Here is a 21851-nt window from a genome sequence, read left to right on the forward strand (position 1 = left end):
TACTAAACATCAAGCATCTAACCAAATAATCAAGGCAATAATCTATTGATTATGAATACAAAAGAGGGCATCCGTTTTTTGGACACCCTCTTTATTTTTGCAACAATAACATCTCAGCACTTGTTAAACTCTATGCCTGTTCACTATCTTGCAGGCTATTTACTTTGATAATAATACAGCAAAATATGAATCAACCTAAAAACCATATACTTGTCATTTTTGGTGCATCGGGCGACCTGACCTATCGCAAACTTGTACCAGCTGTTTTTGACCTGTACAATCAGAATTTATTACCGGACAAATTTGCTATACTGGGCCTGGGACGAACGGACCTAAGTGACGTTGACTTTAGAGCGAAAATGAAAGCCGGCATACAACAGTTTGCGCTTAATAAGCCAGATGACGAAAACAAGCTGAATAATTACCTTGAAAAACTACATTATTTCTCGTTTGACACGAAGGATCCAGATGAATACTGCCTATTAAAAGGCAAACTGCGGGAGCTGGATGAAGCATGTGGCACTGATAATAACTTCATCTATTATATGGCCACGCCCCCCAACATGTATGAAATTATCCCGGAGCAACTGGCCAAACAAGCATTAAGCGACGAGTCTGCCGGTTTCAAACGCTTGATTGTTGAAAAACCATTTGGCTATGATCTGGAAACAGCCCAAAAACTGAATAAAGAGCTGCTGAAGTATTTCAATGAGGAACAAATATACCGCATCGACCATTACCTGGGTAAAGAAACGGTTCAAAACCTTTTGGTCACCCGTTTTTCCAACGGAATATTTGAACCACTTTGGAACCGCAACTACATTCACCACGTTGAAATAACCGGTGCCGAAAACATTGGTGTTGGCAACCGGGGTGGCTATTACGAAGGCTCAGGCGCCTTGCGCGACATGATTCAGAACCACCTTTTGTTACTGGTTGGTCTAGTAGCTATGGAACCCCCTACTTTAATCGACTCAACCAATATCCGTAACGAAATTGCAAAGGTGTTTCATTCCTTGCGCCCTATAAAAGAAGAGGAAGTGGCAAAATATGCCATACGCGGACAATACACGGCCTCTCACATCAAAGGAGAAGCTGTAAAGGGTTATCGTGAAGAACAAGGTGTAGCAGCCGACTCACGCACTGAAACTTTTGCAGCCATCAAGCTATTTATCGATAACTGGCGATGGGCCGGTGTACCATTTTATATACGCAGTGGGAAGATGCTGCCAACACGCGTTACCGAAATTGTGATACACTTCAAGTCAACACCACATCATCTGTTTGCCAATGATGCATCTATCTGCAACAACTACAATCAGCTGGTTATCCGCATACAGCCCGACGAAGGTGTACTTCTCAAATTTGGCATGAAGGTACCTGGGGCCGGCTTTAAAGTGCAAAATGTAAACATGGATTTCCATTACAGCGATTTATCGGATACATACCTGCCAAGTGCCTACGAGCGCCTTCTGCTGGATTGTATGCTGGGCGATAGCACGCTGTATCACCGCGGCGATGCGGTTGAGGCAGCCTGGAAGTTCGTTGATCCCATACTTAAAGCCTGGAAGAATGATAAAAATATACCAGTGCACGGCTATCCTGCCGGCACATGGGGACCGGAAGTTTCAGACGAACTAATTGAAGAAAACGACATCACCTGGCGCTACCCTTGTAAGAACCTGGCCAACGATGGCAATTATTGTGAGTTATAAAAAGTCAACCACCATTACCAGCTTAATAAAGAAGATATGCACAAGATTTTTGAATCGAAACAGGATATAGGACGATACCTTGGCGACCACCTTCTCAACATCACTCAGGATAAAGGTGACGTCTACATCGCACTTTCGGGCGGCAGCACGCCAAAAGCCATTTTTGAGTTGTTGGCTAAAGAATATGCCAAATCCATTGACTGGAGCAAAATTGTTTTTTTCTGGGGCGATGAAAGGTGCGTTCCTCCCACGGATTCAGAAAGTAACTTCAGGATGACACGCGAACACTTGTTTGATCATGTAGACACCAGGGCCATCAATATTTTTCGTGTCAAAGGCGAGCTAGAACCCGAAGAGGCGGCGGAAGACTACATTGAAACCATTGCAGAGCAAGTGCCGGTGGTCAATGGGCTTCCTCAGTTCGACATCATGCTGCTGGGCATGGGCGATGATGGTCATACGGCATCCATCTTTCCTCATCAAATCAAACTTTGGAAAAGCAACAATATCTGTGAACTGGCTCAACACCCAGATAGTGGCCAATTCCGCGTAACGCTGACAGGAAATGTCATCAACAACAGTAAGCAAGTTTTCTTCCTGGTGACAGGTGAGAACAAAGCTGAAAAAGTAGATGAGATATTCAATAAAAAAGGCAACTACAAGCAGTATCCGGCTGCTCTGGTTGATAGCACGAAAACCGAGTGGCTGCTGGATAAAGCTGCAGCGAGCCTTTTAAAATAAGACATTACCTAGGTAATTATTACAAATTAGCGCATGCAATGAAAGAACAAACGTTTCACATGACTTCTGCGGCAGACTGCCAGCTCTTTGGCAAACTCTGGACACCAGAAAAGTCGCCCAAAGCTGTGATTATATTAATACACGGCTATGGAGAGCATTGTTCGCGTTATGCTTCTTTTATCGATTTTTTTGACGAAGCTGACTTTGCTTTTATTGGTATGGATCATATTGGGCATGGACAATCTGAAGGCAAAAGAGGTACCATTAAATCATACACCCAATTACTGGATGATGTAGGACGCTTATGGGCAAAAGCTGAAGACCTATGGCCTGACATCCCCAAAATAATATACGGTCATAGCATGGGTGGCAACATTGCTCTCAACTTCCTGTTAAAACACCCACATACAATCATTGGTGGTATTATATCATCTCCCTGGATCAAATTAGTCAATGAACCAGGCTATTTTAGCAAACTACTTATTAAACTGTTCGCCTGCCTGATACCAAACGTCACCATTAAGAGTGGTATTAATGCCCGCCACATCAGCACCCAACATCATGAAGTGACCAAATACCAAAACGACCAATTAAACCACGAGCGCATTTCTTTTCGATTACTGAATGCCATCATCAGGCAAGGAGTATGGGCAATGAACGCTATTCAACAACTCAATAAGCCTGTTTTACTCACTCACGGAAGCAAAGATCCAATTACATCTTGTGAAGCAAGCCGCCAACTGGCCAATACCAACACACACTTCATTAAGTTTCAGGAATTCAATAATGTGTATCATGAAGTACACAACGATGCACAACGCGAGCAACTGGCAAGCCTTTATACAAATTGGATCAATCAGCTAATCAACTGAGCCAAATACCTTAAGAAGCCAGCTAAAACTAATTCAATGAGGTTATGTTCATTTACCAAACAATCCTCTTGCCTTCAATTCCATAGGTAATACGCAATTGTATATAAATCGGTTGACAGGCACATCCACGCCATACTTTTCTGCCAGTCGCACAACAGTCCCATTTTGGTAATCAATCTCCGAAGGCTTACCTTCCAATACATCGCGGGTTAATGAAGACGTTGAATCATATGGGAACGACTTAATGAAAGAAATGGTCTTATCTATAAAATCCGGTTTGATATTAACACCAGCCTTCTGTGAAACAAGATAAATTTCATTCAGCAGCTCAGTCATCATCTGATAAGTCTCTTTCAACTCGCACATTTCTCCATAGGTGGTTTTGGTAACTGCCAGCAAAGCACTCACACAAATAGAAATAAATTTCTTCCACACATCTGCCTCAATATCCCGGGAAGCCTTGTAATTAATACCAGCCTGTTCAAATAAAGAACTCAACAACATCATGCGCTCAGACTCTTGTCTATCCAACTCTCCGAACACTATTTCGGGCTGCACACCAAAATGATTGATTACTCCTGGTGCTTCAATTTTACTAATGATACGGCAGAGTCCACCCATGATATTTTTAGCATCAATCACTTCGCTAAGTTCTTCAGCCGCCAACACGCCATTCTGTAATGGCAATACAATACTCTTATCATGAATAATATCCCTGATATCGTTACGGATCTCTTTTATTTGCCAGGCTTTAACAGCTGTAATCACCAAGTCAGCCGCTTTAATGTTGGTGATACAATCGGTCACTTGCACATCTTTTAGAATCACATCCCCATTAATGCTTTTTACGTGCAAGCCATTGGCTTGAATAGCCTTCAGGTGTTGCCCCCGTGCTACAAAAGTGACATTATTTCCGGCCTGAGCCAGTTTAGCACCAAAATAACCACCAACGCCACCTGTACCTATTATCGCGATATTCATAAACTTCATATTTTCTTCGTCAAAATATATTCTCAACAAAACACAAAAGTAGGTTTATCTGACAGACTCTACAACCAATGAGAAATTTCATACGAATAACCTGCAATATTGACATCTGAAAATCAGTAGTTAATGTCATTTTGACACTTGTATTTGCAGCCCCTTTTTAAATCGCAATTGCTATTTAACTGATTTACTGAATAATTACTTTAAGCACCAGGATTCTATCTGAAAGTTGGCATCCATTTTGAAAATACATAAGCGTAATAAATTAAATGTTGAACTTAAATTTTGGAGGATACAACTATGACACTAGCAAGATTATCAAACAATTGGTTTCCATCAGTTCCTTCAATATTTGATCGTTTTTTCGATGGCGAATTGATGGATTGGAACAACAGCAACTATTCAAGTACAGACACCACGCTGCCTGCAGTAAATGTAATGGAGAATGCTGATGAATATGCCATTGAAGTAGCTGCACCGGGCTTAAACAAAGAAGATTTCAAGGTAGATTACGACAATGGACGGCTGACAATTTCATCGGAGCACAAAAATGAAAAAGAGGAAAAAGATGGTGAAAAAGTAACAAGACGTGAGTTTAGTTACCAATCATTCCAACGCTCTTTTACTATTTCTGAGAATGCCGTGAATGCCGATAAAATTAAGGCGAACTACAAAAATGGCATCCTATACATTACTCTTCCCAAACGTGAAGAGTTGAAGCCAAAACCTATTAAACAAATCGAGATTAAGTAAGCTTAAAATTGGGGTAGCCTGCCTACCCCTTTATTATGACACAAAAGCTTATCCCATAAAACATAATGACTAATCTTAAAAACCATTAACATGTTAGAGAGTTGCAAAATAGTTTTAAACGGCGTAAGAGACGACAAACAACTGTTCAGAAAGGAACTTATAAAATCACTGGCCTGGTTAAACACCAACGACCAAAAACAACTAAGCCGGTGGGTAAAAGAAAACTTTTACAACCAACATGCTGATGTAATTAATGAGATACTACTAACTAAATACGATTACGCATCATAAAAACATTCAATTCAACAATAGGGCTATTCACAACTGAACAGTCCTTTTTTTTTCAAATAGACTAACCACCCTCTCTGCCTGATAATAATAGACCATATCTGTTTTTTAAAAGTATCTGGAGAAGAGTCCTAATACATGATTATCAGCGAAAGACTAATAACAAAACATCAGTTTCTTTGTTATTATAGTTGATTATCACCAAACACCATTATTATGAGAAAGATAGGCTACCTGGCAGTTGTTATCATAGGTATAGGAATAGGCCTCTACAGCACCATTAAGAAACGGGCAAATGCGTCGCATTTAGAAACTGGCCAGCAACTTTTTAATAACTACTGCATTGGCTGTCACAATGATAAAAAATCATCATTCATCGCCAGAGAGTGGCTCTTCGGAGGCAATAAGGAAGAAATTATTAACAGCATTAAGCATGGTCGTGTATCATTTGGTATGCCGGCATTTAGCGAAGGGCTAAACGATAAACAAATTGCATCGATGGCTGATTATATTCTTGCACTGGCCAGCCAGACTAAAATGACTGCGACAATAGAGTCATCAAATGTAAGCATACATAAAAGTGAGGTGCAAACCTTTACCGTTGATACGGTACTGAGTGGTTTAGACATCCCCTGGGGATTGGAGTTTTTACCTGATGGTAGTCTGCTCATTTCCGAAAGAGACGGCGATTTGTTACTATTTACATCAGAAGGTCAACTCACAAAAGTTAGCAATTCACCTAATGTACTGGCTGCTGGTCAGGGTGGGATGCTCGATTTGGAACTACATCCCAACTATGAACAAAACGGGTGGATATATATGGCTTACTCATCACCTGGCACCGAAGATGAAGGGCTGGCTAACACAGCCATTATGAGAGCCCGATTACAAGGAAACGAACTAACTGACAATGAGGTTATTTTTAAAGCCAAGCCCGAGACGGATAAGCGCCACCACTATGGTTGCAAGCTCGAATTTGACCAGGAGGGTTACTTATATTTCTCAGTAGGCGACAGAGGAGATCGTGACCGCCATCCACAAGCCCTGGATAATGACTGCGGTAAAATACACCGCATCAATGATGATGGCAGCATACCTGATGATAATCCCTTTGTAAAAACGGAAGGTGCCCAGCCAAGCATCTATTTATATGGTCATCGCAACCCGCAAGGCGTGTGCATGCACCCGGAAACAGGTCGTATATGGACTGACGAGCATGGCCCAAAAGGCGGTGATGAAATCAACCTTATTGAACCAGGAAAGAACTATGGATGGCCGGTTATTTCATTTGGCATCAATTACAACGGAACAACATTTACCAACGATACCGCTAAAGCAGGCATGGAGCAACCCGTTCATTACTGGGTACCAAGCATTGCACCATGCGGCATGACCTTTGTTAAAGGTGATCGCTATCCGAACTGGAAAAACAACATCCTAACCGGTTCACTGCGTTTCGAATATCTGCACCGAGTGGTTTTGGATGGCGATAAAGTCAGCCACGAAGAGAAACTTCTGGAAGGGATTGGCAGGGTCAGAAATGTAGAGATGAGTCCGGATGGATACATCTATGTAGCTATTGAGAAACCCGGGAAAATTCTGAAACTCATTCCTCAATAATTCCATATATGAGGTTTGCTTTTATTATTCTCGCATACTTTTCAACACTAGTCATATCAGCTCAAAGAGTCATAAATACAAATTCTTCAGACTCTTTGGGCCAGCGACATATTGTACTTAACGAGGTGACTGTTGATGCACCTGTTCATATACCATCATCGCAGCAATGGCCCGGAAGTATTTCAATGCTGGATTCCCTGAATCTTGAGTCGGGTAATTCATATCAACTAGCCGAGCACTTAAATAGCCTGCCAGGCGTATTAATGCAACAAGGCACATTGAGCACCAACCGCATAACCATCCGTGGCATTGGTTCACGAACCCCCTACAACAGTAACCGGATAAAAGCCTACTGGGGCGCCACTCCTTTAACCGATGGCGATGGTGTTACAGCCATAGAAGATATTGGCTTTAACGATATTCAGTCGCTAACTGTACTTAAAGGGCCATCATCTGCACTGTATGGCGCAGGCCTGGGAGGTGTTATCCTCATCAATCCCTGGACTTCTTTAAAGACAGAACAGCATTTAACGGTTCAAAGTGAAGCTGGTAACTATGGAACTTACTCCAACCAACTAACAACCGTGCTGAAATCAGGCAAAGGAAGCAGCTGGATAACTGCCAATCAATTGCACACCAACGGCTATCGGGAAAACAGTTTATACAACCGCTACAACCTTTCTCTAAAAGGCAAATATCAATTCGGTCAACATTACTGGCATTACCTGTATAACTACCGCTATTTACATGGCCAAATTCCCAGTTCGCTGGATAGTATAGATTTTAATAACAACCCACAAAAAGCTGCTGATTCATGGGCCGCAATAGAAGGCTATGAAAAATCGAAGCGCCACTTATTTAATGCAGGTGTGCACCTTTCAGTGAATAGTCAATTAAGTAATTCAATTGATATCTTTGGTACTATTTCAGACATGGATGAGCTCAGACCCTTTAACAGGCTTGAGGACAACAAAAATGCTGTTGGCCTAAGAGAAAAGCTAAGTTATCAGGGCACCCGCCTCAGAGTTGAAGCCGGGCTTGAAGCATTGCTTGAACACAACCACGTTAAGCTTTATGGTGTGAAAGAAAACAATCTGGGGCATATACTCAGCAGTACAAAGCTGCAACGCAGCTACATTAACCTATTTGGATTGGCAGAATATAAACTACATCCAAAGCTACTTATACAGGCGGCCTTCAACTTGAATACCACATGGTATAACTCTAAACAACAAGCTAGTGAGAGCGAGTCTTTCAATCACCAATACCCTTTAACGCTATCTCCTCACTTGGGCATTAACTACCAGCTGAGTGGCGTCTCTAATATCTTTGCATCTGCAGGTCATGGGTTTTCAACACCATCGGTTGAAGAAGCGCAATTGCCCGATGGCAGATTCAATCCTTCCATCAAGCCGGAGGAAGGTTACCAAGTTGATCTGGGCTATCGCTATACTTCCTCTGATAATCAAAGTAAGTTTGAAGCAACCGCTTACTGGATGCGAATGAACAACTTACTGGTCACCAAGCGAGAGAGTGAAGACATCTTCTACGGCGCTAATGCAGGCAAAACTTCCCATTACGGCCTAGAAATCAGTGGTAGCCAAACCGTTCGTATCAGCAACTCAGCTATATTAATCATGAACGCAACATTTGACCATTCAATCAACAAGTTCCTTGAATTCGTGGACGATGGTACTGATTATAGCAACAAACACCTACCCGGGATTCCAGACTACAACCTTTACCTGGCTACAACAGCCAACATGAAGGAACTAAGTATTCATTTTAATTATCGCACTCAGGGCAGTCAATACCTTAACGACAGTAACCTCAATAATTACAACTCCTTCAGCGTACTAAATGCTAAGGTGAGTCACACCTTTAAATTCAAAAATGTAAGAGGCTTACTCTATGCAGGTGCAAATAATTTATTGAATGCCCATTACGCTTCAATGGTACTGGTCAATGCACCTTCATTTGGAAATAACCTACCACGCTATTATTATCCGGCTCTGCCATTTAATGCATATATTGGATTACGACTGACTATCTGAGGTCATGTTCTCTGAGTAATTAATTAATTTAGCACTCACATTAATCATTAGCACATGTCGCATGAAATCCACTCTACTACTTATCATCCTTTATTTGCTTAGTAATGTCATCAGCCTGGCTCAGAACAGTGAGGACAGCACAAGCATTAAAGTACTATCATTTAACATACTGCATGGAGCTACCACACAAAATACATTTGATCTTGATGCCATAGCCCAGGTTATAATTGATGCCAATCCTGATTTTGTAGCCCTGCAGGAGGTTGACTATAAAACCAATCGGGCGCATCAATATGACTTAGCTACCGAGTTAGGATGGCGCTCCAAGCTACTACCTCTTTTTGGACGTGCGATGTACTTTGATGGTGGCGAATACGGCGTCGCTATCCTGTCAAAGCACACACTCATAGCTTCTGAAAATATGGCCCTACCTACTAAAGCCGGTGATGAACCACGCACGGCCTTGTCAGTTACAAGCATTCTGCCAGGCAGTGACACCATTGTATTTATAGCCACGCACCTGGACCATTTAAAAGATGGTGCCTCCAGACTGCTTCAAGCACAACAGCTACAGGATGTGAGCACTAAACTCAATCATCCGGCAATTATAGCAGGAGACTTAAATGCTCCGCCAGGTAGTCCGGCAATCGAGCTTTTAGAGCAGCACTGGCTGTCAAGCTACAAACACGATAACCCACATCCTACCTACCCTTCACACCAACCTGAAGTTAAGATCGACTATGTAATGATGAAACCGGCATCCCGATGGCAGGTAGTGCAAAGAGAAGTAATTGCAGATACCATTGTTTCTGACCATTGTGCCTACCTAGTAACCCTGAAACTACTTAAAGATTAAATCAGGAGAATTTTCTTTATTTAATTAGAGATTTTTTTCTTTATAATTCTTTTAGTTACAACCACTTGCAGCAAAATACAGGCAATGTAGCTTACAACAAGCTAATTAACTGTAAGGAAACAGGCTTATTTTAATTCATTCTAAATACAAATACCTTTCGTTAGTTACAACAATTCTTTTACTTCGTTACATTTGTGACCCTACGTAATATGGCAGACTTAGATTACATAGAGCACGAGGGCATTGTGACGGAGGTATCACCTCAGCTCATCAAGGTCAGAATTGTTAACGAATCGGCGTGTGCATCTTGCCATGCCAACGGTTCGTGTACAGCAGCAGATTTGCAGGATAAAATCATTGATGTATATCAATCTGAAAGCAATGTGCAAATTGGGCAAAAAGTCATGATACTTGGCAAAAAGTCGTTAGCACCCAAGGCCGTGTTACTGGCTTATATATATCCAATTCTCATCATTTTAGCAGTTTTAGTTACAGTTTTTTACCTAACCTCTGATGAACTATTAGCAGGCGGAATGGCACTAGCCGCTTTAGTCCCCTACTACCTGTTCATCTACCTGCTAAAAGATAAGCTTAAAAGAACTTTTTCATTTACAATAAAACATCAAATCAACTAAATATGAATGTTGTTCTGATAACTATAATCTCGTTAGGTGTGTTAGGGTCATTGGCCGCTATCATACTCTATTTTGTAGCGCAGAAGTTTAAAGTGTTTGAAGATCCTCGTATTGACCAGGTGGAAGAAGTACTACCTGCCGCAAACTGTGGTGGCTGTGGCTATCCGGGTTGCCGTGCATTTGCCGAAGCCATGGTTAAATCCGATGATATTTCAGACCTTAACTGTCCGGTTGGCGGCGCTGACACCATGAGCGCAGCGGCAGCAATACTTGGAAAAGAAGTAGCAGCTGCAGATCCAATGGTAGCTGTAGTGCGCTGTAACGGCACATGCGAAAATCGTCCACGTATCACCGAATACGATGGGGCTACATCATGTACAATTGCCACCTCGCTGTACGGTGGCGACACAGGTTGTTCTAACGGCTGCCTGGGCTTAGGCGAATGTGTGGATGCTTGTGCATTCAATGCCATGTACATGGATGAAGAAACAGGTTTACCGGTCATCATTGAAGATAACTGTGTATCGTGTGGTGCCTGTGTGGATGCTTGTCCTAAAAACATTATTGAATTGCGTAAAAAAGGACCAAAGAGCCGTCGCATTTTTGTATCATGTGTTAATACCGACAAAGGAGCGGCTGCTAAAAAAGCTTGTTCTGTTGCTTGTATTGCTTGTAAGAAATGTCAGAAAATCTGTCCGTTTGATGCCATCACGGTCGAAAACAACCTGGCGTATATTGATTACAACAAATGTAAGTTGTGTCGCAAGTGTGTGGCCGAGTGTCCAACCAATGCTATTCACATGATCAATTTCCCGCCTCCAAAGCCAAAGGTGGAGAAGCCTGTAGCTGAATCAGCAGAATAAGAGATAAAGAACATTAATAAAAACATTATAAAATAGGAGGACCAATCGTGTTAAAAACATTCTCATTAGGAGGGGTTCACCCGGCGGAAAACAAATTCTCAGCCGGCCAGAAGATTGAGGTCTTGCCCGTTCCCGAGCAAGTTTCGGTTCCTATTGCCCAACATATTGGAGCACCTTCAGAGCCTGTTGTTGCCAAAGGCGATGAAGTAAAAGTGGGTCAGTTAATAGCTAAATCAACCGGTTTTGTTTCGGCCAATATCCATTCGCCTGTTTCGGGTAAAGTATTTAAAATAGATGACATCATAGATGCCAGCGGCTATAAACGCAAAGCCATCATCATCAAAACAGAAGGTGATGAGTGGGACGAAAGCATTGACCGCTCAGAAGATTTGATCACAGAAGTTACAGCTTCACCCGAAGAAATTATTAAGAAAGTTGGTGAGGCTGGTATTGTAGGACTTGGTGGTGCTACCTTCCCGGCTCATGTTAAGCTTTCTGTTCCTCCGGGAAAAACCTGCGAGGTATTGATCTTAAATGGTGTAGAATGTGAGCCTTACCTGACAGCCGACCATCAGCTGATGATGGAAAAAGGCGACGAAATAATGGTAGGCACACAAATACTAATGAAAGCACTGAAAGTTGAAAAGGCTATCATTGGTATTGAAAACAATAAACCTGACGCCATTAAGCACATGAGTGAATTAGCCGGTAAATACCCGGGAATCACCATTCAGCCATTGAAAGTGCAGTATCCACAAGGTGGTGAAAAACAATTAATCGACGCCTGTATCGGTCGCCAGATTCCTTCGGGCAAACTGCCGATTGAGGTAGGTGCTGTAGTTCAGAATGTTGGAACCACATTGGCAGTATATGAAGCTGTTCAAAAGAATAAGCCATTATTTGAGCGCGTAGTAACAGTGACCGGTAAATCGGTTTCGAAACCATCTAACTTCCTGGCACGTGTGGGTACGCCCCTCAACCAGCTGATTGATGCTGCTGGCGGACTCCCAGAAGATACTGGAAAGGTAATTGGTGGTGGCCCAATGATGGGTAAAGCCCTTTCATCAACAGAAGTACCTATTACCAAAGGAAGCTCAGGCATTTTGATTATGCCGGATGAGATGGCGAAACGTGGAAAGACAGAAGCATGTATTCGTTGCTCAAAATGTGTTTCGGTATGCCCAATGGGACTTTCACCATATTTATTAATGACGGTATCAGATAAAGCCATTTGGGATCGTGCAGAGGAAGAAAAAATTATGGACTGCATTGAGTGTGGTTCATGCAGCTTCACCTGTCCTGCCAACCGTCCGCTATTGGATTACATCCGCTTAGGTAAAGGTAAAGTTGGGCAAATTATGCGCAGCAGAACTAAATAAATTAGTTGGTTAGTTATTAGCCAGTAGGCAGAAGTGATTGACATTATCTAATCACTTTCAAACAAACTAAAAATAAGAAAATTAATTAAATATGAATAGGTTAACCGTATCACCATCCCCGCATGTGCACAGTGGCGACTCTGTGAAGAAAAACATGTATGGGGTGATTATCGCCCTGGTTCCGGCGCTGGCAGCCTCGCTTTACTATTTCGGCCTGGGTGCCGCCATAGTAACCATCACAGCTGTTGTGTCGTGTGTATTCTTCGAATGGGCTATTCAGAAATACCTGTTGAAAAATGACTCAACCATCATGGATGGCTCAGCTGCATTAACAGGACTATTATTAGCATTTAACATGCCAAGTAACCTGCCAATCTGGATCATCATCATAGGTAGTTTGGTGGCAATCGGTATTGGTAAGATGTCGTTTGGCGGATTGGGTAACAACCCGTTTAACCCGGCCTTAGTAGGACGTGTCTTCCTGCTTATCTCATTTCCGGTGCAGATGACATTATGGCCAAAACCAATTGTTTCTCAAGCACATTATTTAGATGCCGAAACCGGTGCTACACCTCTTTCGGTAATGAAAGAAGGATTGGCCAATGGCGAAACAGTAAGCACGATGATGTCAAAAATCCCATCGTATACCGAATTGTTTTTTGGTAATTCAGGGGGGTCAGCAGGTGAAATTGCTGCAGCTGCCTTATTGATAGGATTAATCTTCATGCTGATACGCAAAATCATAACCTGGCATATTCCAGTGGCAATCATTGGTTCAATAGCTGTTTTCACAGGTATTCTTCATTTGGTAAATCCTGAAGTCTATGCCGGTCCGCTATTCCACCTGTTAACAGGCGGTGTAATGCTGGGTGCTATTTTTATGGCTACCGACTATGTAAGCTCACCTATGGCTAACAAAGGCATGATTATTTATGGAATAGGTATTGGCGTAATAACAGTTGTGATACGTGTATTCGGTGCATATCCTGAAGGAGTGTCCTTTGCCATCCTCATCATGAATGGTTTTGTGCCCTTAATCGATAAATATGTGAAACCTAAACGCTTTGGCGAAGTTGTAAAAACAGCTAAAGCCTAATGCAGGAAAACCAATAATCATGGCAAAAACAGAATCAACGCTAAAAAATATGGTTTTAACCCTGCTGGTCATCACATGTGTGGCAGGGGCGTCGCTGGGCTTTATGTATGAGCTCACCAAAGGACCAATAGCCGCGGCTAAAGCTGCCAAGCAGCAAGCTGCAATAAAAGAAGTTGTGCCGGGTTTTACCAACAACCCGGGCGATGAAATGTATGAACTAACCTCTAAAGAAGGTTTAGCTCTTAAGCTGTTTCCGGCTAAAAAAGATGGCGAACTAATTGGAGTTGCTATTGAAACACAGACCAATAAAGGTTTTAGTGGAAATGTAAAAGTAATGGTTGGCTTAAAGCCAGATGGTACTATTATTAATTACCAGGTGCTTGAGCATAAAGAAACACCCGGACTAGGTACTAAAATGGCCGACTGGTTTAAAACCGACAAAGGTAATCAGAGCATCCTGGGCAAACACCCAAAGAAAAACAACTTAACCGTTAGTAAAGATGGCGGTGAAGTAGATGCCATTACAGCCGCCACCATAAGCTCTCGCGCATTTTTAGATGCTATCCGTGTGGCATTCGATACTTATACAGAAAACCAAAGCAGCCAGCCGGCTGTAACAAATACCTCAACTGAGGAAGGAGGTGCAGAATGAACCAGTGGAATAATTTTTCAAAAGGCTTTTTTAAAGAGAATGCAGTATTTACGCTTCTCTTGGGAATGTGTCCAACCCTTGGGGTAACCTCTTCCGCCATTGACGGTTTAGGAATGGGCTTGGCCACCACATTTGTATTGGTTATGTCAAACCTGGTGGTTGCCTTAATCAAAAACTTTATACCTGATAAGGTGCGCATCCCTTCATTCATTGTGGTAATCGCAACATTTGTAACCATTGTAGAGATGACCATGCAGGCCTACGTTCCTGCCCTATTTGATTCATTAGGATTATTTATTCCGCTTATTGTGGTTAACTGCCTGGTGTTAGGTCGTGCCGAAGCTTTTGCTTCAAAAAACAATCTGGGCTCATCTGTCATCGACGGATTGGGTATGGGACTTGGATTCTCAATGGCATTAACCATGCTGGGTTCTATCCGCGAATTACTGGGTAGTGGTAAACTATTTGGCACCATCATCTACCCTGAAGATTACGGTATGTTAGTATTCGTATTGGCACCTGGTGCATTTATCGCTTTAGGTTACCTCATCGCATTTATTAACCAGGTTAAAAAGGAGGCATAAGCTATGGAATATGTATTAATTGTTATTTCGGCCATCTTTGTTAACAACATTGTATTAAGCCAGTTTTTAGGTATCTGTCCATTCTTGGGTGTTTCTAAAAAGATTTCTACCGGTATTGGTATGACTGGTGCCGTTACTTTTGTAATGGTGATTGCCACTATCGTTACGTTCTTCTTACAGAAAGCTGTTTTGGAGCCATTTGGCGTAGGCTACCTGCAAACCATCTCGTTTATTCTGGTAATTGCTTCACTGGTACAGCTGGTTGAGATTATCTTAAAGAAAGTAAGTCCACCGTTATATCAGGCATTGGGAGTGTTTTTGCCATTGATTACCACTAACTGTGCTATTTTGGGTGTGGCCATTATGACCATTCAAAAAGACTTCAACATTGTTGAGTCGGTGGTATTTGCCATTGCTAACGCCATTGGTTTTGGTTTAGCACTGATCACATTTGCCGGTATTCGCGAGCAACTTGACCTGATGGATATTCCGAAAGGGATGAAAGGTACACCAATTGCATTGGTTGTTGCTGGCCTGTTGGCACTAGCCTTTATGGGCTTTGCAGGTATTGTTTAAGCATAAGTCAATTCAAGATATGAAAGAGAAGTTCGTGATGGACTTCTCTTTTTTCATTTCAGCTCACGCGGTATGACAAAACTAAAGCGGGTGCCTTTGTCGCGCTCCGACTCAACGTGTATGTGACCTCCCAGTAATTCGACATACGCCTTGGTAATAGCAAGTCCCAGGCCTGTTCCTCCTTTTTTAACATCAGAGTCTTTAGCTTGCCAGAAACGCTCAAAAATAAAATCAATATCCTCGGTATCTATGCCAATACCCGAATCCTGAACATACACCTCCAAATCATTTGCTTTAAGCACCTTGAAACCAAACTGAACACTCCCGGTGGATGTAAACTTAATGGCATTTGAGACCAGGTTCGTCAGTACCTGACGCAGTTTCACCTCGTCTGTGAATATTTCAAATTCGTTGTGATTATCATGCTCAAACACCAAGTCTATGCCTTTAGAAGTGGCAACATCGATAAAGAACGCATGTAAATCATCTCCCAGCTTAACCATATCTGTATAACCTGCATGCACGTCAATCTGCCCCGACTCAATCTTGGAAATATCAATGATATCGTTGATAATACTCAGCAACTGACTTGAGCTTTGATGAATTAAGCGCACATACTCGCGGCGGTCATCGGGCGTGAGCCCTTCATACTGCAATAACTCGGAGAATCCTACAATGCCATTCATGGGCGTCCGTATCTCATGAGACAAGTTAGCCAGAAAAGCAGACTTAAGCCTGTCACTCTCTTCTGCATTTTGTTTGGCTTCACGCAACTCTTTCTCCAGGGCCACATGCTGATGTATTGTTTTGGCCAGTTTCAGGTTTTTATACCCCATTGTTGACAGCTCAATGGATAAAACATTAAGCAGATTTAATATCTTTTGAAAATGGTCAGGCGCCACTTTGACCAGCTCAACAAATTCGGGTAAGATGTCTTCATCTTTAAAACCGAGCGAACGTGTATATTCCAGCAGATGTGCTTCATCTAAATCATCGGGGCGCACCTGCCCGATTAACCAGTTGCCTATATGGTATCCGTCCACTATAATGGGTGCTGCCGCATCTACAAAACCGCATGATAGGCAAGGGCTGGAAACAGGCTTCTGTAACTCTTTAGCCATCTCGCCCAGCCTTTTCCCACTTTGCATACACATGCTCAAACCTTTGGGGGTTGACCGGACTTTGGTACATACTTTATTAGAGAAAGACACCTTGGTAATAGCACGCCCCTCTGTATCGGTAATGAGTGAAGATATGCCTGTGGCAAACGAAAAGGCATCCTGCATCTTTTGCAATTGCTCTAAGTCAAACACCTGCAATATGCCTAGCTGACTACTATCTTCAACTGGCTTAACAATTGTATCTATTTCCTTCTTCAGTTGATGCTGATAGCTTATTAACGCATTCATGGTTTGCTTATAATCACTCACATCCGTTATAATAGCTATCACCATCCGGTCATTATTCAACCGAAAACTGTTGAGGCTGATTTTAGCGTCAAACTCAGTCCCATCGTGCCGACGAATGCGCCACTCAAAACTTTGCGGAAACCCCATTTCAGCCTCCTTAATATATACATTGGCATACGTTGGTGATTTACTATCCAACTGGTTAAGGGCCGATATTTCTACAATTGATTTACCTTTGAGGTAATCCAATTCGCAACGCAATTCACTTACGGCTTTATAATTGGCATCAATACAAACACCATTTTTATAAATGATAATTCCATCGTTAGCTGCTTCAAAAAGCGTCTTATACATATAACGGTGCGCTTCTATTTGCTTTTCGCTTCTTACCCTGACCAGGAAGTTTGCAAATGTACGAGCAAGCAGTTTGAGGTTCGACACCTCGCTAACCGACCAGTTTTTGCGCATATTAACATGGTCGAGGCCAACAAACCCCAATGGCTTATCTCCCTCGCTAAAAGGAATAAGTAAGATCGATTGGATACCTTCTTTGGCAAACTCATCACGCTCTTCGTAAGCTTCATTGGGTAAATCATTTATATCATCCAAACAAACCACTTCCATGTTAAGTAGCTTTGTTTTCAGATAAGGAAAAGAATTAATTGGCAGATTCTGTAACTGCTCAATGTATGGTTCTATTCCCGGTGCACACCATTCATTAATATTGCTCTTGAACTTTAAATCTTCACTGTATTCAAAGACATAACTCCTGTCGCAATGAAAGTAGTTACCTACCATCTCCAGTGATTGGTCAATAATACGCGGAATCTCTTCAATATTGATGTTGATATTGTAGGCCAGCAGCTTATCGAGCATCTCCCGGTAAGCAATCATATTATCCAGTTTCAGAAGACTTTCTTTAGCCCTGGTATTGTCTCTGAAGGCCACCATCACATACTCTTTCGAATCAGATTGCACCAGCTGAATACAAGCTGATAGCCACTTGATGGCTCCCAACCGTACCGGCCAGTCCACAATCTGCTGGGTTTCCGCTTTAAGACTATCAAACAGGTTAATAGCAGCACGCTCGTTAAACAGGTCAGCCCGCGAGCAAAAATCTCGTAAGGAATAGGCCGTGTCTTGATGCAGGATGAATAAATCCCTTGCTTTGTTATTTAGAAGGGAGGCTTCATAACCGGGCTTTTCAAAGGCCACCAGTGGCTCCAATGCTACATTAACGATTTGTTCGATATCCTGGAAACTATTATTCATGATCAAATATGAAATCCAAGGCATAAAGTACTTAATGTTTTGATGATTCACAACAATTAAGCCAGACAATGCGCCATTGAAATCCCCTATCGGTATCTGTATTTACACCTATTACTATTTTTATAGTCATAAAACTATCTAAATAATTTTGTAACTATATTTATAGTCGTATATTTGTTGCAAACATTTTGGGAAATGATTGAATTAACGAAAGCAGAAGAACAGGTGATGCACTACCTGTGGAACATTGAGAAAGGATTTTTGAAGGATATAATTGAGCAATACCCTGAACCTAAGCCAGCTTATACCACTGTATCAACGGTAGTGCGTGTACTGGTAAAGAAGAAGGCGATTGCATACAATAGCTATGGCAAGGTCAATGAGTACTATCCACTCATCAAGAAAAGTGCCTACAGCAAAAAGCATGTAAGTAATCTTGTTCAGAACTTTTTCGATAATTCACCGGGGCAGTTTGCCTCTTTCTTTACTAAAGAGAGTAACCTATCAGTTTCTGAATTAGAAGAGCTAAAGGCCTTGATTGACGAACAAATATCAGAAAAGAAAAAATGATGGAAGCATTTGGACTATATCTGCTGAAAAGCACGCTGGTATCTGGTATCTTCTACCTGTTTTATCATGCTTTTCTCAGAAAAGAATCATTCTTTTCCTTAAGTCGCTTTTACTTATTGAGCAGTGTGGCTTTCGCCTATTTGTATCCTTTGGTGAGCATTAAAATTGAGCACCACGCTTCACAGCCACTGGCGCTTATCAGCACCATTCAAAATACCATCAACCAGTTTGAATTTACTGAAGAACCACCTGTTGCAGTGATAGAAAGCATCAACAAAGCGACCAGCTACATAAACTGGTGGCTTCTGCCCATTGCACTGGTTTCTCTTGCTTTCTTGTTCAGATTTCTCAAAAACATTATTCAACTTCGCAAAACCATTTATGCTAATGAAACAATAAAAGAACCTCAATTCACGCTGGTGCTATTTAACCAGCACTACACCTTTTCTTTCTTTCGTTACATCTTTATTTCCCACGCTGTTTGGCATTCACCCAATGGCAGTAAAATTATCAACCATGAACTAAGTCATTTGAAGCATTGGCATTCAATCGACCGAATGATAATGGAGCTTTTACTGATTGCCTTTTGGATGAACCCATTCTTATACTTTTATCGAAAGGCACTGGAAGAGGTACATGAATTTCAGGCTGATGCAGATGCAACCAAACACATTGACCAAGGTGAGTACTTTGGTCTGGTATTACAGCAATCATCCGCCTGCAGCTATTCGCCTCTGATGAGTCCTTTCAGTTATAAACTCATCAAAAAACGAATAAAAATGGCAAATTATAAATCACATCCCATAAAGAGAAGCCTTTTATTGCTACCTATAACACTAGGTTTGCTAATTGTTTTAGCATCTAATGTTGAAATAAATACATCACCAGCAATAAAAGAACAACTGAGAACAAATCATCTTACACCTATTACTCCGCCACACCAGGTAGAGGCCGTTTTATTGGAAGATGATTCAAAACCAGACAAACAATTCATCGCTCCTATCGCCTCAAAGGATCTAATTAAAACATCGTCGGGCTATGGCATGCGCGTTCATCCCATCTCAAAGAAAAAGATGATGCACAATGGCGTGGATTATGTGGCCGAACTAAACACCAATGTTTTAGCAATAGGCGATGGTGTGGTGCGGAAAGTCAACCACGATTTTGTGGAAGGGAAAGGCTATGGCCGCTTTGTAATAGTTGATCACGAAAATGGCTACTCCTCACTCTACTCGCAGCTAAATGCCTATAAAGTGAAGGAAGGCCAAAAAGTTAAACAGGGTGATGTGATTGGTTTATTGGGGAGCAGTGGCCTGTCAACCGGTCCGCACCTGCATATGGAGATTAAAAAAGACGGGCACTTTATTGACCCTGAGTCTGTAATAAAGCAGTGATAGTAAGAGGAGCCGCATGGCTCTTCTTTTTTTTACCAAAAGGAACAAACATTTTTTAATTACCAGCGTAGTACTACTACCTACCACACATGTTAAAAAATTCGTAGTGTTGATAAGTAATGCGGCACGTTTTTTGGTTTGTTTAACCAGAAAATTATTTTTGGTGTCCTTTAATGAAAATGTTGAAAACGGGAGAGGCTATGAAAACAAATTTCTTTACAAAACTACTATCTATATCGGCCGCTGTTATTGCAGTGGTGCTGGTTTCGCAATTGTTTATTCAATCATCTGAGCCAGCCGAATCAATTTCCAATAATGAATCATCAGAAAGTAGTTATGCTATCTCATCCCTCGATATTCCTGCATCACTGAACTTTGCCGGAGAGGAGGTACCCATTCAACGTTATGATATTAAAGAAAGCTTCGACCGTGAATTACTGGTGAATACCTACTGGCAGTCGCAAACCATACTATTCATTAAAAGAGCCAATCGCTACTTCCCCATTATAGAGCCTATACTGGCCGAGCAGGGTGTGCCCGATGACTTTAAATACCTGTCGTTGATTGAAAGCAGCTTTATTCCAAGGGCTCAGTCACCTGCCGGTGCTGTGGGTTTGTGGCAATTTATGCGTGCCACCGCCCGTGAGTATGGCCTGGAAGTGAATCCGGAAGTTGACGAACGCTATCACATAGAAAAATCGACTGTAGCCGCCTGCAAATACATTAAAAAAATGCATGACCACTATGGCAGCTGGACGTTGGCCGCAGCCGCCTATAATGCCGGACGCACAGGTGTTAACAGACAGCTATCGCGCCAAAAAACAGACAGCTATTACGACCTGCTCCTGGGCGAGGAAACAGGGCGCTACGTGTTCCGCATACTGGCGGCCAAGGAAATACTTAACAATGCCGAGAAATATGGTTTTTTTGTGAAGGAAGAAGACTTGTATCCGGTAATTGAAAGCATTGATTTTGAAGTTAACACCAAAGTGGCCGATTTTGCCGACTTTGCAAAACAATACGGTACCAGCTACAAAGAGCTGAAAAATCTAAATCCATGGTTACGTGAGGCTTACCTGACCAACAGTAGCAAAAAAGCTTACACCATCAAGCTACCTAAAAGCTCGAAACAATATCTGAATAAACCGATAAAAGCAGAAGCAGATAGCACTGTAAATAAATAGCTAAATTAGCTACTAGAGACTGGTGTCCAGTCAAGTGTCGGGTAATGTTTTAATTCTATTATATCCGACCCGCTCTGGGGTCGATGAATGTAACGTAAATATTTCTATAAATATGGGATGCCGCTGGCATCCTCTTATTGCAAGCATGACACCAGCGGTGTCAAATATTTATAGATCTAATTGCTAAAAAAAAATCACAACCCCGGCGGGGTTTTACAATTTAAGTATTTCACACAACACCCGAATTACAATGAATGACTTGACATTAGCTGCCAGAAGCTAGCGATTTGCAGCTCCACCATTTACCCACCTTGCACTAAGCACTGCGCACTAACTACGAACTAATAACTA

The 21851-nt window shown here is 41.9% G+C and carries 20 protein-coding genes; 18 read left to right on the forward strand and 2 right to left on the reverse strand.

The features are described from left to right. Nucleotides 1-185 precede the first annotated feature (185 nt). Genes zwf through KDU71_RS21140 form a run of 3 tightly spaced genes read left to right on the forward strand, consistent with a single transcriptional unit; the run spans nucleotide 186 to nucleotide 3328 of the window. Nucleotides 186-1715, forward strand: a complete 1530-nt coding sequence (gene zwf, locus KDU71_RS21130) for a glucose-6-phosphate dehydrogenase (protein WP_212193112.1) — start codon at nucleotides 186-188, stop codon at nucleotides 1713-1715. 36 nt (nucleotides 1716-1751) lie between these two features. Next, nucleotides 1752-2456: a 6-phosphogluconolactonase gene (pgl, locus tag KDU71_RS21135; protein WP_212193113.1), complete on the forward strand. Its 705-nt coding sequence runs from the start codon at nucleotides 1752-1754 to the stop codon at nucleotides 2454-2456. Nucleotides 2457-2494: 38 nt separating this feature from the next. Then, nucleotides 2495-3328, forward strand: a complete 834-nt coding sequence (locus KDU71_RS21140) for an alpha/beta hydrolase (protein ID WP_212193114.1) — start codon at nucleotides 2495-2497, stop codon at nucleotides 3326-3328. A gap of 48 nt (nucleotides 3329-3376) precedes the next feature. On the opposite strand, the gene KDU71_RS21145 is transcribed toward KDU71_RS21140, so the two are convergent. After that, on the reverse strand, nucleotides 3377-4309 hold the full coding sequence (locus tag KDU71_RS21145; protein ID WP_212193115.1) for a ketopantoate reductase family protein: 933 nt from the start codon (nucleotides 4307-4309) through the stop codon (nucleotides 3377-3379). A 306-nt stretch (nucleotides 4310-4615) separates the two neighbouring features. On the opposite strand from KDU71_RS21145, the gene KDU71_RS21150 reads away from it, so the two are divergent. The 12 genes from KDU71_RS21150 (at nucleotide 4616) to rsxA (ending at nucleotide 15671) form a co-directional block, all read left to right on the forward strand. After that, on the forward strand, nucleotides 4616-5068 hold the full coding sequence (locus KDU71_RS21150; RefSeq protein ID WP_212193116.1) for an Hsp20/alpha crystallin family protein: 453 nt from the start codon (nucleotides 4616-4618) through the stop codon (nucleotides 5066-5068). Nucleotides 5069-5158: 90 nt separating this feature from the next. Beyond that, entirely contained in the window at nucleotides 5159-5359 is a 201-nt protein-coding gene (locus tag KDU71_RS21155; protein ID WP_212193117.1) for a hypothetical protein, read from the forward strand. Between the two features lie 213 nt (nucleotides 5360-5572). Further along, nucleotides 5573-6976 (forward strand): PQQ-dependent sugar dehydrogenase, encoded by a 1404-nt coding sequence (locus tag KDU71_RS21160; RefSeq protein ID WP_212193118.1) that lies wholly within the window; start codon nucleotides 5573-5575, stop codon nucleotides 6974-6976. Between the two features lie 95 nt (nucleotides 6977-7071). Beyond that, nucleotides 7072-9030, forward strand: a complete 1959-nt coding sequence (locus KDU71_RS21165; protein WP_212193119.1) for a TonB-dependent receptor — start codon at nucleotides 7072-7074, stop codon at nucleotides 9028-9030. A 61-nt stretch (nucleotides 9031-9091) separates the two neighbouring features. Beyond that, nucleotides 9092-9886, forward strand: coding sequence for an endonuclease/exonuclease/phosphatase family protein (locus tag KDU71_RS21170; RefSeq protein ID WP_212193120.1), 795 nt, complete (start codon nucleotides 9092-9094; stop codon nucleotides 9884-9886). A gap of 209 nt (nucleotides 9887-10095) precedes the next feature. Next, the gene (locus tag KDU71_RS21175) at nucleotides 10096-10521 is read left to right on the forward strand and encodes a SoxR reducing system RseC family protein (protein ID WP_212193121.1); all 426 of its coding nucleotides are present in this window, start codon (nucleotides 10096-10098) and stop codon (nucleotides 10519-10521) included. A 2-nt stretch (nucleotides 10522-10523) separates the two neighbouring features. Continuing rightward, nucleotides 10524-11384 carry a Fe-S cluster domain-containing protein gene (locus KDU71_RS21180; protein WP_212193122.1) on the forward strand — a complete coding sequence of 287 codons (861 nt, stop codon included), beginning with the start codon at nucleotides 10524-10526 and terminating at the stop codon, nucleotides 11382-11384. 47 nt (nucleotides 11385-11431) lie between these two features. Further along, nucleotides 11432-12763, forward strand: coding sequence for an electron transport complex subunit RsxC (gene rsxC / locus KDU71_RS21185; RefSeq protein WP_212193123.1), 1332 nt, complete (start codon nucleotides 11432-11434; stop codon nucleotides 12761-12763). Between the two features lie 91 nt (nucleotides 12764-12854). Continuing rightward, complete coding sequence (locus KDU71_RS21190) at nucleotides 12855-13859, forward strand: RnfABCDGE type electron transport complex subunit D (RefSeq protein ID WP_212193124.1); 1005 nt, start codon at nucleotides 12855-12857, stop codon at nucleotides 13857-13859. 19 nt (nucleotides 13860-13878) lie between these two features. Then, nucleotides 13879-14511, forward strand: coding sequence for an RnfABCDGE type electron transport complex subunit G (locus tag KDU71_RS21195; protein WP_212193125.1), 633 nt, complete (start codon nucleotides 13879-13881; stop codon nucleotides 14509-14511). Continuing rightward, the gene (locus tag KDU71_RS21200; protein WP_212193126.1) at nucleotides 14508-15095 is read left to right on the forward strand and encodes an RnfABCDGE type electron transport complex subunit E; all 588 of its coding nucleotides are present in this window, start codon (nucleotides 14508-14510) and stop codon (nucleotides 15093-15095) included. The genes KDU71_RS21195 and KDU71_RS21200 overlap by 4 nt, the downstream gene beginning before the upstream one ends. A gap of 3 nt (nucleotides 15096-15098) precedes the next feature. Beyond that, entirely contained in the window at nucleotides 15099-15671 is a 573-nt protein-coding gene (rsxA, locus tag KDU71_RS21205) for an electron transport complex subunit RsxA (RefSeq protein ID WP_212193127.1), read from the forward strand. A gap of 53 nt (nucleotides 15672-15724) precedes the next feature. Here the strand turns inward: rsxA and KDU71_RS21210 are convergent, their stop codons facing one another. Further along, on the reverse strand, nucleotides 15725-18376 hold the full coding sequence (locus KDU71_RS21210) for a PocR ligand-binding domain-containing protein (RefSeq protein WP_212193128.1): 2652 nt from the start codon (nucleotides 18374-18376) through the stop codon (nucleotides 15725-15727). A gap of 171 nt (nucleotides 18377-18547) precedes the next feature. Here KDU71_RS21210 and KDU71_RS21215 point away from each other — a divergent pair, with 171 nt between their 5' ends. From KDU71_RS21215 to KDU71_RS21225, 3 genes are all read left to right on the forward strand, one after another. Further along, complete coding sequence (locus KDU71_RS21215; RefSeq protein ID WP_244828635.1) at nucleotides 18548-18922, forward strand: BlaI/MecI/CopY family transcriptional regulator; 375 nt, start codon at nucleotides 18548-18550, stop codon at nucleotides 18920-18922. Continuing rightward, complete coding sequence (locus KDU71_RS21220) at nucleotides 18919-20316, forward strand: peptidoglycan DD-metalloendopeptidase family protein (protein ID WP_212193129.1); 1398 nt, start codon at nucleotides 18919-18921, stop codon at nucleotides 20314-20316. Before KDU71_RS21215 ends, KDU71_RS21220 begins: the two co-directional genes overlap by 4 nt. A 200-nt stretch (nucleotides 20317-20516) precedes the next feature. Further along, nucleotides 20517-21500 (forward strand): lytic transglycosylase domain-containing protein, encoded by a 984-nt coding sequence (locus KDU71_RS21225; protein ID WP_212193130.1) that lies wholly within the window; start codon nucleotides 20517-20519, stop codon nucleotides 21498-21500. The last annotated feature ends 351 nt before the right edge of the window (nucleotides 21501-21851 follow it).

Origin of the sequence: Carboxylicivirga sediminis (assembly GCF_018156225.1) — a bacterium.
Classification (GTDB): domain Bacteria; phylum Bacteroidota; class Bacteroidia; order Bacteroidales; family Marinilabiliaceae; genus Carboxylicivirga; species Carboxylicivirga sediminis.

Bases quoted from the DNA above. Each gene is read 5' to 3' on its own strand.
- rsxA (WP_212193127.1), top strand. From the start codon at position 15,099: ATGGAATATGTATTAATTGTTATTTCGGCCATCTTTGTTAACAACATT.
- pgl (WP_212193113.1), top strand. From the start codon at position 1,752: ATGCACAAGATTTTTGAATCGAAACAGGATATAGGACGATACCTTGGC.
- KDU71_RS21160 (WP_212193118.1), top strand. From the start codon at position 5,573: ATGAGAAAGATAGGCTACCTGGCAGTTGTTATCATAGGTATAGGAATA.
- KDU71_RS21170 (WP_212193120.1), top strand. From the start codon at position 9,092: ATGAAATCCACTCTACTACTTATCATCCTTTATTTGCTTAGTAATGTC.
- KDU71_RS21190 (WP_212193124.1), top strand. From the start codon at position 12,855: ATGAATAGGTTAACCGTATCACCATCCCCGCATGTGCACAGTGGCGAC.
- KDU71_RS21195 (WP_212193125.1), top strand. From the start codon at position 13,879: ATGGCAAAAACAGAATCAACGCTAAAAAATATGGTTTTAACCCTGCTG.
- KDU71_RS21145 (WP_212193115.1), bottom strand. From the start codon at position 4,309: ATGAATATCGCGATAATAGGTACAGGTGGCGTTGGTGGTTATTTTGGT.
- KDU71_RS21180 (WP_212193122.1), top strand. From the start codon at position 10,524: ATGAATGTTGTTCTGATAACTATAATCTCGTTAGGTGTGTTAGGGTCA.
- zwf (WP_212193112.1), top strand. From the start codon at position 186: ATGAATCAACCTAAAAACCATATACTTGTCATTTTTGGTGCATCGGGC.
- KDU71_RS21220 (WP_212193129.1), top strand. From the start codon at position 18,919: ATGATGGAAGCATTTGGACTATATCTGCTGAAAAGCACGCTGGTATCT.
- KDU71_RS21200 (WP_212193126.1), top strand. From the start codon at position 14,508: ATGAACCAGTGGAATAATTTTTCAAAAGGCTTTTTTAAAGAGAATGCA.
- KDU71_RS21175 (WP_212193121.1), top strand. From the start codon at position 10,096: ATGGCAGACTTAGATTACATAGAGCACGAGGGCATTGTGACGGAGGTA.
- KDU71_RS21150 (WP_212193116.1), top strand. From the start codon at position 4,616: ATGACACTAGCAAGATTATCAAACAATTGGTTTCCATCAGTTCCTTCA.
- KDU71_RS21210 (WP_212193128.1), bottom strand. From the start codon at position 18,376: ATGCCTTGGATTTCATATTTGATCATGAATAATAGTTTCCAGGATATC.
- KDU71_RS21155 (WP_212193117.1), top strand. From the start codon at position 5,159: ATGTTAGAGAGTTGCAAAATAGTTTTAAACGGCGTAAGAGACGACAAA.
- KDU71_RS21215 (WP_244828635.1), top strand. From the start codon at position 18,548: ATGATTGAATTAACGAAAGCAGAAGAACAGGTGATGCACTACCTGTGG.
- KDU71_RS21225 (WP_212193130.1), top strand. From the start codon at position 20,517: ATGAAAACAAATTTCTTTACAAAACTACTATCTATATCGGCCGCTGTT.
- KDU71_RS21140 (WP_212193114.1), top strand. From the start codon at position 2,495: ATGAAAGAACAAACGTTTCACATGACTTCTGCGGCAGACTGCCAGCTC.